This window comes from bacterium (assembly GCA_040754625.1).
Lineage (GTDB): Bacteria > JACRDZ01 > JAQUKH01 > JAQUKH01 > JAQUKH01 > JAQUKH01.
In genome coordinates this window covers 78631-93484 of the sequence record JBFMCF010000096.1, presented here as the reverse complement: position 1 = coordinate 93484, position 14854 = coordinate 78631, and the positions used below count along the sequence as shown (strand labels likewise).

The following is a 14854-nucleotide window of genomic DNA, read 5'->3' as shown; positions in this document are numbered from 1 at the left end:
CGTTTGATCCATTCACGGGAGAGCTTGCTAACTTGTTTTTTCATGTTGATTACCTCCTTTTGGTAATCAACATCGGTATTTTACTTATAAAGGGTTATGGGAGCTGAAAATAACTCCCCGACCCCTCGATTATTTAGCATATTTTGATGACCATGAAGGAAATATGTATTCAACTTCCGGGAAAACTGCTTTAATACCTGAAACTGCAGTAATACCTGAACCTTCGAGTTTTATTTTATTGTTGTCTTTTGGAGTTCCTCTAATTATTAAAAGAAATCTACATTAAAATAAATGAATGGTCAAAACTCCCCGGCCCCTCATTTATTTGAAAGATTGAAACTTGCCGGCTCTTCAATATATCCATTTAGGGATATAAAATGCCCATTTAACTGATTATTTTGCTTGTTCGATATTAATGGTTTTGTGTTTAACCGCCTTTGTGTGATAGAATTTAAAAAAATAAAATAGGGATATTTTGGAGTAATTATGGATTATACCGGAGTTCTTATTTTCTTGATAATAGCCCTGGGTTTTGTGGCCCTTATGTTTACCGCGGGATATGTTTTACGCCCGAGCAAGCCCACGCCGGAGAAACTCACCCCTTATGAATGCGGAATATTGCCTTCCGAAGACGCGCATGGATATTTTTCAATCAAATATTATTTAATAGCAATTATTTTTGTATTATTCGATGTGGAAACCGCGTTTATGTTCCCGTGGGCGGTAATTTTCAGGGATTTCGGGTTATTTGGTTTAATAGAAATGGCCATATTTATTTTAATTATTTTGGTCGGTTTTTGGTATGCGTGGAAGAAAGGTGCCTTAGAATGGGATTAATCGAAAACAGGTTTGAAAAAAATATTTTAATTACCTCTGTGGATAAATTATTTAACTGGGCGCGCACCCGTTCTTTATGGCCTGCTACATTCGGGCTGGCCTGCTGTGCAATCGAGATGATGGCCGCGGGAGGCGACCATTATGATTTTGACAGGTTCGGAGTAATATTCAGGGCGACACCGAGACAGTCGGATGTAATGATTGTAGCGGGGACCGTTACAAAAAAAATGGCGCCTATTGTGAAACATCTTTATGACCAGATGCCGGAGCCCAAATATGTAATAGCGATGGGTAATTGCGCCATAAGCGGCGGTATTTTCAAAACATACAGCGTATTACAGGGTGTGGAAAAAGTTATTCCGGTGGATGTTTATGTTCCGGGATGCCCGCCCCGCCCGGAGGCTTTGTATTACGGTATTTTCAAACTTCAGAAAAAAATTGAAAAAGAGACGATTGCAAAAAAATAGAAAAGCAGGGGCAAGGTAACATCGCCCGTACAAATTATGGAACAAGAGAAAAATTTAGTTATAGAAAAGATAAAAGAGCGTTTTCCCGGCGCGGTAAAAAATGTTTATTCTTTCCGCGGCGAGTGGACAGCGGTAGTAGATAAAAAATCTATTGTTGATATCTGTAAGTTTTTGAAAGAAACTCCGGAATTGGATTTTAGTTTTTTAGTGGATTTAACGGCACTTGATTTTCCTGATAGAGATATTCCGTTTGAAGTAGTGTATATTTTATATTCGATATCCCAGTCCAAAAGGATTTTTGTAAAAGTGAATGTTGGTGTGGATGATTTAGTTGTGCCTTCGCTTACCTGTTTATGGGAATCCGCGAATTGGGCCGAACGGGAGGTTTATGATATGTTCGGAATAAAGTTTTCAGGCCATCCTAATTTGAAAAGGCTTTTAATGCCGGAAGATTTTGAAGGGTATCCGTTAAGGAAAGAGTTTCCAATAAACGGGGAAGAATTGTAAAACGTAAATCGTGAAACGTAAAATGTTAAGCGTGAAGAGAAAAAAAATTACTATTAACGTTTTTTATTTAACGATTTACGGTATTAAAGCAGGAGTATTATGTTTTTACAGGATGAAATGATTCTTGAAATGGGGCCTCAGCACCCCAGTACGCATGGAGTGTTGAGGCTTACCTTGCGCCTAAAAGGAGAAACTATTCTCGATGTGGACCCTAAAATCGGGTACCTGCACCGGGGGATAGAGAAAATCGCCGAAAGATTAATGTATACCCAATTCCAGCCGTATACAGACAGGCTGGATTATATTTCCGCCCCTGCCAATAATTTGGCTTATGTTCAGTCAGTCGAAAAACTGCTTGGTATTGATGTTACTCCAAGGGCTAAATTTATCAGGGTCATACTTTCAGAATTGGCGCGGATTTCAAGCCACCTGGTGTGGTTGGCCACGCACGCGTTGGATTTAGGCGCGATGAGTATGTTTCTTTATTGTTTCCGTGAAAGGGAATTGGTTTTAGATCTCATTGAGATTTATTGCGGGGCAAGATTAACCACTAGTTGTATGGAAATTGGTGGTGTCCGCAATGATTTAAATCAGGAATTTATTGACAAGCTTAATGATTTTATAAAGATGTTTCCCGATAAGATTCAGGATTATGAGAATCTATTAACCAAAAATAGGATTTGGCTGAAACGGACAAAGGGAATCGGGATAATTACAGCGGAACAAGCGGTTAATTATGGATTAACAGGGCCTGCGCTGCGCGGGTCAGGTGTGAAATATGATGTCCGGAAAGCACAGCCTTACGCGGCTTATGACCAGATTGATTTTGAAGTGCCGATTGGGATGGTCGGTGATGTATATGACAGGTATCTTGTCAGGATGGAAGAAATGAGGCAGAGTAATAAGATTATCCGCCAGGCACTGGAAAAACTGCCGGAAGGTGCGATAAAAATCCAGGATTCACGGATTACGCGGCCCAACAAGGCTGACCTTTCTACAAGCATGGAAGCGCTTATTCAATATTGTTATTTAATTATGGAGGGGATTATTCCTCCAAAAGGCGAGGTTTATTCAAGTGTTGAGGTGCCTAAAGGAGAACTGGGTTTTTATATTTACAGCGACGGGACATCAAAACCTTATCGTATGAAAATAAGAACGCCGTCTTTTTTTAATGTGGCAATACTGCCTTTTATGTCTAAAGGCGCAATGATTGCCGATATGGTCGCGTTTATCGCAAGTATCGATATAGTATTGGGAGAGATTGACAGGTAGGGGCAGACAGATAGGTCTGCCCCTACAAATAAATTACAGGAGTTAATGTGCCTCTTTTGATTTTAATAGTAAAGTCTTTAATAATTTTTACTTTCGTTTTGATGTTTTGCGTTGCTTACATTATCTGGGTGGAACGAAAGGTATTAGGCCATATGCAGGGGCGTTTAGGTCCAATGCATACCGGTTTTCACGGGTTGTTACAGCCGATCGCTGATATCCTTAAATGTGTTATCAAGGAAGATATTATACCCGCGGCGGCTGACAAGATTGTTTTTATTATGGCCCCCGTTATGTCGGTCCTGCCCGCGGTAATGTGCCTTGCCGCCATTCCTTTCAGCAAAAACATATACGCGTCTAATTTAAATATCGGATTGCTTTATCTGCTTGCGCTGGGTTCGCTGGGAGTGTATGGGATAGCCACGTGCGGGTGGGGCGGGAACAGTAAATATGGTTTTTTAGGCAGCCTGCGGTCAACAGCTCAATTGATAAGTTATGAGGTGCCGATGGGATTAGCGGTTCTTGGCCCGGTGATGATGGCAAGGTCGTTAAATTTGATAGATATAGTTGAAGCCCAGAAATCCGCATGGTATATACTTTTCCAACCCGTAGGATTTTTTATTTTTATAGTCTGCGCGGCGGCAGAAACCAACCGTGTCCCTTTTGATTTGCCTGAAGCGGAAACAGAATTAGTGGCCGGTTTTCATGTTGAATACAGCGGGTTTAAATTTGTCGCGTTTTTCCTGGCGGAATATATGAATATGTTTACGACCTCCACCCTGGCCGCCATTCTATTTTTTGGAGGATGGTATGGGCCGTTTTTCTCAGGGCCTGTATGGTTTATGATAAAAGTTTATGCTTTCCTGATACTTTATATATGGGTAAGAGGGACATTCCCCAGGTACCGTTATGATCAGCTAATGGAGCTTGGATGGAAATTCCTCCTCCCCCTTGCTTTGGCTAATTTGGGGTTAACAAGTATCGGGATAGTTATTTTTGGATAAAATATGGGTAACTTTTTAGAAAAAATATTTTTATTGGAACTTTTAAAAGGAATGGGTATTGTTTTTAAGCATATTTTTGTCAAGCCGGTTACAAGGCTTTATCCTTTTGAAAAACCTGTTTTGCCGCCTTCTTCACGGGGGCTGCATACATTGATGCGTGATTTAGATACAGGTAATGAACGCTGTGTGGGGTGTTCGTTATGCGTAAAAATTTGCCCGAATGGCGTTATCCATATGGTTACGTCAAAAGGGGAAATGAACCAAAAACGGATAGATGAATATGAGGTTGATATCAGCCGGTGCGCGTTTTGCGGTTTATGCGCGGATGTTTGTCCCAAAAGCGCTATTGTCATGTCCGACCGTTTCGAATTAGCTGTTTATGACAAGAAAAATTTATTATATAATAAGAATCTGCTTTTAAAAATCGGCGAAGTCAAACAGAAGGAAAATACAGGGAAAGGAAAAGATAAACAGTGAGGCATGTTTTATTTTTTATTTTTTCAATAGCTTCAATTTTTGCGGCATTGATGGTTATCAGCCGCAAAAATGTTGTTCACAGCGCGCTTTCCCTGGTTTTGCTGTTTTTTACGACCTCGGGTCTTTATATTTTAACAGGGGCTGAGTTGGTTGCCGCAATGCAAATTTTTCTTTATGCCGGCGCAATCATCGTTATTTATATTTTTGTTATTATGATGATAAATATGAGAAAAGGAACAACTGATGATATAGAAAACCTGCCTAAAATTTTTATCATAGGCGCGGGTTGTTTGTTTTTTGCGGAAATCATGTATTTTCTTTCAAAGGCGAACTATGCCGGGATGAAAGATATTTATTCCGTTGAAAAAGTAAACAGCTCGGGCGGCATGACTTACAATATTGCAAAAATTATGTATACAAAATATTTATACCCGTTTGAGGTTATTTCGCTGATTTTGCTTATTGCAATGATTGGGGCTATTGTTTTAGCTAAAAAGGCGGACAAAAAATGATTCCTTTATTTTATTTTATTATTTTAAGCGCAATTTTATTTGTAATCGGCCTGATTGGTTTTTTAATCAGGCGGAACATAATTCTTCTTTTTATGTGCGTGGAGATTATGCTGAATGCGGTAAATATTAATTTAGTGGCCTTTTCGTCTTATTATGACTCATTAGACGGGCAGATTCTTTCAATATTTGTTATGGCGGTTGCGGCGGCAGAGGCTGCGGTAGGGTTTGGCATATTGATTGCATTTTATAGAAACAAAAATATCATTGACAGCGATAAAGCTGATTTAATGAAATGGTAGGATAATGGAAAAAAACAACCTAATGATTCCTGTATTTATTATTTTCCCTGTAATCTGTACCGGCCTTGTAGTGTTTTTCGGCGAAAAAAATAAATTATTACGCAACTTTTTTACTATGCTTCCCGCGGTTGTTTTATTTATTTTAATAGCGAGGCTGGTTCCCCAGGTACTGGATGGAAAAAGGTTCTTTTTTGAATTTTTAAACAGGCCGCCTTTCATAATACAATTCCGCATCGACTGTTTTGCTCTTTTAATGCTTATCATTGTTACGTTTTTATGGATATTTACTGTTTCGTATTCTTACGGGTATATGGCGGATGAACACTGCCAGACACGGTATTATACCGCGCTGACATCCTGTTTAGGTGTTGCCGTGGGTATTGTTACTTCAGCCAATTTATTAACGTTATTCGTTTTTTATGAACTTCTGACCTGCACGGTTTATCCCCTTGTAATACATGAGGAGACCGATGAGGCATGGCGGTCCGGTGTAATGTACGGGGCCTATCTTTTGGGGGGCGGCGCCCTTATTTTTGCCGGAATGCTTTTGCTTTATTATTATGCGGACGGGAACCTGACTTTTACTAATTTTGGGATTCCCGGTTTAGCTTTGGCGCCAAAATGGGTTTTATATCTTATGTTTTTCCTTTTTATGGCCGGCTTTGGCGTAAAAGGCGCTATTATGCCCCTGCATGCGTGGCTCCCGCGGGCAATGGTGGCGCCAACGCCGATCAGCGCTCTCCTCCATGCTGTGGCGGTGGTAAATATGGGTATTTACGGAATAATAAGGGTTATTTATAATATTTTTGGGCCCCAGTTATTCCAGGCCCTCCAGATGGATACTATTCTGGCCCTTTTTGCCGCGATGACGATTATAAGTGCGGCACTAATCGCGTTAAGACAGAAACAGATAAAAAGAATGCTTGCATATTCTACCACGAATCAGCTGAGCTATGTTATTCTCGGCGCCGCGTCGGTTCACCCGTATGCTTTTATGGGCGCGCTTTTGCATATTTTTTATCATTCGGTCATGAAAATCACTTTATTTTATTCAGCGGGGACAATAATTAAACAAACAGGGAAAATTGATCTAAAAGACATGTCTGGTTTAGCTAAAAAAATGCCGATTACCTGTCTTGGTTTTACTATCGGCTCTATAGGTATAATCGGTCTGCCGCCGATTGCCGGCTGGATAAGTAAATGGAATATGGTTGAAGGTTATTTGAAATTAGGACAGCCTATACTTGCAATTGTTTATATGATAAGCAGTATAATTGAACTGGGATATTTTCTGCCTCCCATACTCTGGGCGTTTTTTGGCAAAGAAATAGAATATGACCCCAAGAAATACAAAGTGGATAAACAAAAATGGGAAGCACCCGTTAATATGTTGGTCCCGATTGGTGTTGTTACATTGTTATCTTTGACTTTTGGATTATTTGGTTCGGTTCCTGTTGAATTATCAAAAGCTACGGTGGCAGAACTGCTGTCCAAAGCTTTTTAAGAAAGGAAGGGGGCATTTTATGTCTCTATCACTTAATTATTTACCGGTAATTGCAATTGTTGTCCCGATATTGTCTATTTTAATCAGGCCTATTGTTGAAAACAAAAAACATTATTTGGTCGCATGCATAGCGCATATCACAAGCTTTTTATGCATAATAGGAATGTTTCCTTCTGTTGTTATTGACGGGAAAATTTTAGAAATTTTATTTGATACGGGGCTTGGGCCTCCGCTTCATTTTAAAGCGGACCTAATCGGTTTTTATTTTGCGTTTATCGCGTCTTTTTTATGGGTGTTGGCTTCTATTTATTCCATTGAGTATATGAAAAAGGAGCATGAAGAGAGAAGGTTTAATATATTTTCGTCACTTTCTTTCGCGGGGATGCTCGGGGTTGTTTTTACCGGGAATTTATTCAGTTTATATTTATTTTTTGAATTGCTTACAGTAGCCTCGTCTGTTCTTGTGTTCCATGAACAAAGCGAGGAGGCGATCCGGACCGGCTTGAAATATCTTTTTATGGGAATTTTTGGCGGGCTGCTCCTGCTCTTTGCCATCATTTCAACATATTCTGTTGCCGGGCACGGAGATTTAAACAGGTTAGGCATAACAGAACTGCAGTCTTCGCCTCTTATAGTATTTATTTTTTGGGCATATATTATCGGGTTTGGAGTAAAAGCGGGTTTATGGCCTGTTCATATATGGCTCCCGAGCGCGCATCCGATTGCGCCGAGCCCGGCATCGGCGCTTCTTTCCGGGGTTATGATTAAAGCGGGTGCTTATGGGATTTTCAGGACAATATATAATATTTTCGGCACTGAATTTTTGTCTCGGGATCATGTGTTTATGATAAATTGTGTTTTGATCCTGGGGCTCGCGGGTATTTTTTACGGTTCAGCGGCCGCGATTACCCAGAAAGAGATAAAAAAAATGCTTGCTTATTCCAGCATATCGCAAATCGGTTATGTTATTATGGGGCTGACACTTCTGACAAAAAGTGGCCTGGAAGGGGCATTACTGCATATTTTTAACCACGCGTTGATTAAAGGGTGCTTGTTCTTCTGCGCGGGAGCTTATATATATCAAACAGGAAAACGGCAGCTGAATGATTTAAAAGGTATAGGGAAAATAATGCCGAAGACAACTTTAATGTTTACTTTTGCCGCCGCGTCAATTATCGGGCTCCCGCTTTTTAACGGTTTTGTAAGCAAATGGTTCCTGGCTTTAGGTGCGTTGGACGCGTCAAAGATGGGAGTATACGGTTCCAGCACAGGCATTATTTCATTATCAGTCCTTCTTTTAAGCAGTTTAATGAATTTAGTATATTATTCTCCGATAGTTATCGGGGCGTGGTTCGGGGAAACGGCTGATACATCGGTTAAAAAAGACCCGAACCTGATAATGCTTGTACCTATGTTTATTTTAGGCGGGCTTATTTTGTTTTTCGGTGTGGCGCCGTCAATAGCAGTCCACATCTGCCAGAATATCGCGAAAGGGTTTTTTCCTTTATGAACCCAGCCCTTCCTAATGTGGAAAGGTGGGGTAAAACGGGGAATTATAATTTTAAAGTAGAGAATTTTCTAAAAATAAGTTTATGATAAGGAAGAGCTTGGTGAAAAGAATAAAATATGTTGTCATATTGTTAACAGCGTTAATTTCAATTTTTTCCGTTGGAATAAAAGGAGAAGAGAGTGAACACGCGGGTATTGAGGGCCAAAGCGTTCATCATGAAGAAGCCGGGACGCCTTTAATATATTATTTAAACTGGGCGGGTTTAATAGCTGTGGGTGCGATTGTTTTTGGAGAAATAAGGAAGAATAAAAACACAAGAAAACACGAAGAAAACAAGAAAAATATTGAATTCTATGAAGCAGGTTCCGAAAAACCAAATGACCTGGAGCATAAATCAGAAAAGCCGGTGTTAAAACCGCTTCTTTTGGTGCTTATAGCGGGGCTTGTTTTTTTTGGCGAACAGGTCCCTGCATTGTTTGGTTATATAGATGTGGAAAAAGCTAAATTAATACCGGGTTTTCATGAAAATTTAGCCCTTGGATATTTTAGATTTATATTTAAAATTTTTTTAGGTGTTCTTATGCTTTCTTACGGCCTTTCAGGTATGGAAGAAGAACATCATTGAAAATTGTTTAAACCGTTTAAGCCGTTTAAACCGTTTAACCGTTTAAACCGTTTGGACATTGTAAGGAGCGATTATGGTTATTCAGAACAGTATGTTGCCTTTACTGGCTATTTTGATCCCTTTGCTGGGAGCAATTGCGGTCCCTGTAATTGGGAAAAAAATAGAAAAACATATTAATCAATTTACCGTATTAATAACTGTTATAACATTTTTAATTGTTTTAAAAATGTATCCGGCTATAAATAGCGGGAATATTTTACAACTTGAAATAAATACCGGGTTCCGGATTGGTTTTCTATGCCAGGCGGATATGTTAAGTTTCTTTGTCGGATTTATTTCCGCTTTTATCTGGATGCTTACAAGCATTTATAGTATTGAATATTTTACAAATAAAGGCAGTTTATTGAGATACAACATGTTTTCCCTGCTTTCTTTGACGGGCATGCTCGGAGTAGTTTTTACGGGGAACCTTTTTAGTTTATATCTTACATTTGAATTATTAACAGTCGCGTCTTATGTTTTGATTATACAGGAAGAAAATTCCAAAGCTATGCGGGCCGGGATGATATATCTTTTTATGGGAATTGCCGGGGGATTAATACTTTTGTTTTCAATCCTGGCCACATACGCGATAGCGGGAACAGGGGATTTTTTAAATTTGAGCATGAAATTATCCAATAATTCTTCATTAAATTCCTTACTGCCTTATATTTTCTGGGGCTACATTATTGGTTTTGGTGTAAAAGCGGGTCTTTTCCCGCTTCATGTCTGGGTCCCGGACGCCTATTCAATATCGCCGTCTCCGGCATCCGCTCTTTTTGCCGGTGTAATGAAAAAAGCTGGGGCGTATGGTATTTTAAGGGCTATTTACAGCATTGTAGGAATGGACTTGCTCAGGGGCGAGGCAATGCTTACTGTATTATTGGTTTTTTCATTAATCAGCATATTTTTAGGTTCAGCTATTGCCATATCGCAAACAGAGATAAAAAAGATGCTCGCGTATTCCAGTATTGCCCAGATAGGTTATATTGTATTGGGTTTTACGCTCCTTACGCCAAGGGGTGCGATAGGCGGGACCATCCATATTTTAAATCACGCGCTGATAAAATCTGTTCTTTTTTTGGCCGCGGGGATTTTTATTTACAAAAAGGATATAAATAATTTAACGGATTTGGAAGGGATAGGAAAAAAGATGCCTGTAACTGCGGCATGCTTTACTATTGCCGGGTTATCCATGATAGGTTTCCCCCCTTTTAATGGTTTTATCAGCAAATGGTTTTTGGCACTGGGTTCCCTGGATGTCGCGGCTTATGGTTCTTATAGTTTTTATGTCGGAATAATTGCGCTGTGCACATTATTGCTCAGCAGTTTCATGAATTTAGTTTATTACGGCCCTGTTATTTACAAAGCCTGGTTTGGTGCAGAAAACCAAAACGGCCCCGTCCTGGAATATGGAGTCACGGAAGAAAACGGCAAACATGATGAACCAGGTTTATATATGTTGATACCTTTGGTTATTTTAACAGCCGGGATTGTCATTTTCGGTATTTTCCCTCAGTTCCCGGTATCGTTTATTAAAAAAATAGTCGATGGTTTTTTTCTTGCTGGAGGGTGTATTATTAAATGATGACACAGACAATAACTAATCAAATAGGGTGGCAGGCCGCGCTTCCTGTGTGGGTGATTTTAGTCCCGGTATTAACTGCGTTTATAAGCATATTTGTTTCAAGATTCAGCGAAACTGCGCGTAAACTTGTCGTAATAGTCGGGTCAGTTTTAGACTTTGTTCTTATATTATTAATGACAAAGCCGGTATTGACCGGGGTGGAATATGACGGGAAATTATACCGCGGGATAGAAACCGGCATGAACTGGATGGAAAGCATCGGTTTAAGTTTTCGTGTGGACAACATAAGTTATTTGATGGTGTTATTGGTAGGTTTTGTATGGCTGCTGGCTGTAATTTATGGTGAAGGCTATTTCAAAAAAGAAGGCAAAGCGGCACGCTATGATTTCTTTAGTTTAATTACAATGGCGATGAATCTGGGAGTAATGCTCGCGGGAGATTTTCTTACCCTTTTCATATTTTTTGAAGGCCTGGTGATTTTTCCCTACAGCATGATTGCTCACAGGGATGATGAAAAATCGGTCCGGGGCGCAAATTTCTATCTTTATGTAGGTGTTGTTACAGGGCTTTTTCTGTTATGCGGCATGCTTATGCTGAATTACTATACAGGAAGCCTTAATATAGTAAGCCAGGGCGGGAAACTCGGCGGCATTTCAGCTCATGCGAAATATATAATTGCTTTTTTAATGATATTTGGTTTTGGAGGAAAGGCCGCTTTATTCGGCGAGCATATCTGGGTCCCCAGGATGTACCCGAATACGTTAAGCATAACGGCCTGCTTGTCCAGCGGGGCGATGATTAAGGCGGGAGCATATGGTATATTCAGGGTTGTAAATTTAATTTACAGCGGGTTTGACAATAATTTGTGGACACAGGAAAACATAGGCTATGTGATGATAATGATAGGCGTTGTAACAATGTTCTTAGGGGTCCTGAACGCTCTAATCAGCAGTGATTCGCAGGAAATGCTCGGGTATCACAGTGTAAGCCAGATGGGTTATATCATGATGGGTATAGGATGCGCGGCTTACATGGGTAAAGACGGGGCCATGGGATTGGCCGGGGCATTGTATCATATTGTAAATCACAGTCTTTTTAAGGCAAGCCTGTTTTTATGTGTGGGGGCGGTGTATTTTTCCACAGGCGAGCAGGATATGTATAAATTGGGCGGGCTGCGGAAAAAGATGCCTTTATCAGCGGTATGTTTATTAATAGCTGTGCTTGGTATTTCGGGTGTCCCCGGTTTTAACGGGTTCGCGAGTAAAACATTATTGCATCATTCTATATTGGAGGCCTATGAACATTCTGTCCACTATTTTGGAAAACCTGATAATTTACTGCGTTTTGCGGAAATCATTTTTGTTTTAACCGCCGCGGGGACGTTTGCCTCAAATATTAAATTGTTTATTTTAGTATTTCTAGGGAAAGAAAAGGAGATAAGCAAAGACGCAAAAGAAGTCCCGCTTCTGATGAAAATAAGCCTGGTAGGTTTTTCGGCCGCAATAATATTGATTGGGCTGTTTCCAAACTGGCTCCTGGAGCATATAATCGGGCCGGGGCTTGGCAGTTTTGGCTATGATCCTTCATCCCATGCTTACGAGCATATTTATAATATTCACAGGAGTGATGTCCATTCCATATTGCCTATTTTATATGACCCGCTGACAAAAGCTTTTTTTACAAGCCCGGATGTTCTTCATAATTTACTGCCGGGCGCCACGGCCATATTTTTGGGAGGCATGTATTTTATATTAGGACTGCGGTTTGGCTGGTTTCATGTGCATGTTACGGATAAACTTACCGTGGAATATTACTATGGGAAAATATTTGACGGTTTTAGATATTTCTGCGTGAAACCGTGTGTTATTTTTGCCGTATGGGTCAGAGAGTTCATTTCCGTTTTAATGGTTTATATCTGGGTGCCGGGGAGCCACGAGGGAATTTTTATTAAACATCCTGCGCCGAAAATGAAAGGTCTGGAACGTTTTAGCGACGCGGACACAAAATTCCACCTGGTTTACGATGAGAATATGAAAAAACAGCCTGGCGCGTATCCTGCTTATGACGAATTGGCCGGGAAGGGCGCGGATGGCCAGAGACCGGGCGGGATGTGGGAGGTGTTTGGCCGCGCGGACAAGGGTTATGACAGTATTCTCGGCGAAGCCATTCAGAAACAGGGCGGGATGTGGGAAGTATTCGGCCGCGCGGATACAAATTATGATAGTATGCTTGGCGAGGCCATTCAGAAACAGGGCGGGATGTGGGAAGTATTCGGCCGCGCGGATACAAATTATGATAGTATGCTTGGCGAGGCTATTCAGAGACAGGGAGGAATGTGGAGGATATTCGGCAGGACCGATATGACGTATGACACGATTCTGGATCGTGTTATCGCGGCAATTATCGGAGTGGAAGAGATCCCGATATCCGTTGTTGAGGAAGAAGAGGTTTTAGAGAAGCTTCCCGGGGAAGGTTTAGTACAGGATTATTATAAATTCTGTGACGCAAACAGGTCGGTGGATTTAAATATTATAGACGGATTTGTAAATTATTTGGCGGATTTGACTAATGAACTGGGCGGTTCATTAAGAAAATTACAGACGGGCAAAGTTTCAAGTTACGCGTATAGTTTTGTTTTAGGCGCAGTGATACTGTTATTTATTGTTTTGTTCATATAAAGATACAGGAGAAATATGTTTCCAATATTGTCAATTTTAACTTTTTTACCCCTCGCGGGCGGGTGTTTGGTCCTTTTCCTTATTCCTAAAAATAATGAGGAACTGATAAGAAAAACCACATTTGCGATTTCAATAATTGAATTGGTTTTATCAATATTTCTTGTTTATAAATTTGACCCGGATTTAGCTGAAATGCAATTTGTTGAAAAACTGCCGTGGATACCGTCCGCCGGAATTGAATATTTATTAGGCGTAGACGGGATTAGTGTCCTGATTATTTTTCTAACCGCTATTTTAACATCTGTTTCAATCCTGTCCTCATGGACATCGGTCAAGGACAGGGTGAAAGAATATTACCCGCTGCTTCTTTTTATGGAAACCTCAGTTATAGGCTCCCTGGTTGCATTGGATTTTGTGCTTTTTTATATATTCTGGGAACTAATGCTTATTCCTATGTTTTTCTTAATCGGTGTCTGGGGCGGGGAAAATAAACTGTATGCCGCGGTTAAATTTTTTCTTTTCACTTTGTTCGGAAGTGTATTAATGCTTATAGGTATCCTGGCGGTTTATTTTAAGTATCCGGAGCTCAGCGGGGAAGGACTAACTTTTAATATTTTAAAACTAAAAACTGTTTCCTATCCCATTAATTTCCAGCTCTGGGTATTTATGGCGTTTTTTGTGGGATGGGCGATTAAAATACCTATGTTTCCGTTTCATACATGGCTCCCGGACGCTCATGTCCAGGCCCCGACAGCGGGAAGTATTATCCTCGCGGGGGTTTTATTAAAAATGGGGGCTTATGGATTTTTACGTTTCAGCCTGCCTTTATTTCCTTTCGCATCCCAGGCGCTGGCGCCTTTAGCGGCAGTTTTATCGGTTATAGCAATTATATATGGTGCTTTTTTGGCCATAAGCCAGAAGGATATGAAAAAACTGGTGGCGTATTCAAGCATCAGCCACATGGGATTTGTAGTCCTTGGAATTTTCGCGTTCAGCCAGCATGGTTTGGAAGGCGCGATACTGCAGTTGTTTAATCATGGTGTTACTACAGGGGCGTTATTTTTATGTGTTGGTTTGATTTATGACCGGGCACATACAAAACAAATAGAAGATTTCGGCGGTTTATCCAAAAAGATACCGGTATACACTTTTTTCTTTACGTTATTTTTATTAGCTTCGATGGGTGTGCCGTGCCTTTCCGGTTTTGCGGGTGAATTTTTAATACTTACGGGGTCGGTAAAAAATAATGTTATTCTTTACAATGGATTATACAGGGTTTTTGCGGTTATTTCAGTCGCGGGTATTCCATTGGGTGCCGCTTATGTTTTATGGATGTACCAGCGGGTGATGCTTGGGCATAAGGTAAATCCGAAACATGCCAATATGCTCGATTTAAACCTGAGAGAAAGCATATGCCTGGCTTCGCTTGCGTTGTTTGTTATCTGGATCGGTGTTTACCCTGACCCATTTTTAAGGATTTTTCATACAGCCGCAGAACAAATTGTTTTAGAGGTAGGAAGAGCGGGAGGTATTTAGTT

Annotated in this window: 14 protein-coding genes; all 14 read left to right on the top strand. The window is 40.4% G+C overall.

Features of this window, described 5'->3' with window-relative positions:
* Positions 1-486: 486 nt before the first annotated feature.
* The 14 genes from ndhC (at position 487) to AB1498_09045 (ending at position 14852) form a co-directional block, all read left to right on the top strand.
* Positions 487-837, top strand: coding sequence for an NADH-quinone oxidoreductase subunit A (ndhC, locus tag AB1498_09110; GenBank protein ID MEW6088448.1), 351 nt, complete (start codon positions 487-489; stop codon positions 835-837).
* Complete coding sequence (locus AB1498_09105) at positions 828-1304, top strand: NADH-quinone oxidoreductase subunit B family protein (GenBank protein ID MEW6088447.1); 477 nt, start codon at positions 828-830, stop codon at positions 1302-1304. Before ndhC ends, AB1498_09105 begins: the two co-directional genes overlap by 10 nt.
* Before the next feature lie 36 nt (positions 1305-1340).
* Positions 1341-1811, top strand: coding sequence for an NADH-quinone oxidoreductase subunit C (locus tag AB1498_09100; protein MEW6088446.1), 471 nt, complete (start codon positions 1341-1343; stop codon positions 1809-1811).
* Between the two features lie 99 nt (positions 1812-1910).
* Complete coding sequence (gene nuoD / locus AB1498_09095; GenBank protein ID MEW6088445.1) at positions 1911-3083, top strand: NADH dehydrogenase (quinone) subunit D; 1173 nt, start codon at positions 1911-1913, stop codon at positions 3081-3083.
* A gap of 47 nt (positions 3084-3130) precedes the next feature.
* Positions 3131-4084 carry an NADH-quinone oxidoreductase subunit NuoH gene (gene nuoH, locus AB1498_09090; GenBank protein MEW6088444.1) on the top strand — a complete coding sequence of 318 codons (954 nt, stop codon included), beginning with the start codon at positions 3131-3133 and terminating at the stop codon, positions 4082-4084.
* Positions 4085-4087: 3 nt separating this feature from the next.
* The gene (locus AB1498_09085; protein ID MEW6088443.1) at positions 4088-4561 is read left to right on the top strand and encodes an NADH-quinone oxidoreductase subunit I; all 474 of its coding nucleotides are present in this window, start codon (positions 4088-4090) and stop codon (positions 4559-4561) included.
* A complete protein-coding gene (locus AB1498_09080; GenBank protein ID MEW6088442.1) occupies positions 4558-5073 on the top strand; it encodes an NADH-quinone oxidoreductase subunit J in 516 nt (171 codons plus the stop codon). The genes AB1498_09085 and AB1498_09080 overlap by 4 nt, the downstream gene beginning before the upstream one ends.
* Positions 5070-5372, top strand: coding sequence for an NADH-quinone oxidoreductase subunit NuoK (nuoK, locus tag AB1498_09075; protein ID MEW6088441.1), 303 nt, complete (start codon positions 5070-5072; stop codon positions 5370-5372). The genes AB1498_09080 and nuoK overlap by 4 nt, the downstream gene beginning before the upstream one ends.
* Positions 5373-5376: 4 nt before the next feature.
* Complete coding sequence (locus AB1498_09070) at positions 5377-6876, top strand: proton-conducting transporter membrane subunit (protein ID MEW6088440.1); 1500 nt, start codon at positions 5377-5379, stop codon at positions 6874-6876.
* A 19-nt stretch (positions 6877-6895) separates the two neighbouring features.
* The gene (locus tag AB1498_09065) at positions 6896-8386 is read left to right on the top strand and encodes a proton-conducting transporter membrane subunit (GenBank protein MEW6088439.1); all 1491 of its coding nucleotides are present in this window, start codon (positions 6896-6898) and stop codon (positions 8384-8386) included.
* Positions 8387-8486: 100 nt separating this feature from the next.
* A complete protein-coding gene (locus AB1498_09060) occupies positions 8487-9011 on the top strand; it encodes a hypothetical protein (GenBank protein MEW6088438.1) in 525 nt (174 codons plus the stop codon).
* A gap of 73 nt (positions 9012-9084) precedes the next feature.
* Positions 9085-10638 (top strand): proton-conducting transporter membrane subunit, encoded by a 1554-nt coding sequence (locus tag AB1498_09055; protein MEW6088437.1) that lies wholly within the window; start codon positions 9085-9087, stop codon positions 10636-10638.
* The gene (locus AB1498_09050; protein ID MEW6088436.1) at positions 10635-13316 is read left to right on the top strand and encodes a proton-conducting transporter membrane subunit; all 2682 of its coding nucleotides are present in this window, start codon (positions 10635-10637) and stop codon (positions 13314-13316) included. Before AB1498_09055 ends, AB1498_09050 begins: the two co-directional genes overlap by 4 nt.
* Positions 13317-13331: 15 nt before the next feature.
* The gene (locus AB1498_09045; protein MEW6088435.1) at positions 13332-14852 is read left to right on the top strand and encodes an NADH-quinone oxidoreductase subunit M; all 1521 of its coding nucleotides are present in this window, start codon (positions 13332-13334) and stop codon (positions 14850-14852) included.
* Positions 14853-14854 lie beyond the last annotated feature (2 nt).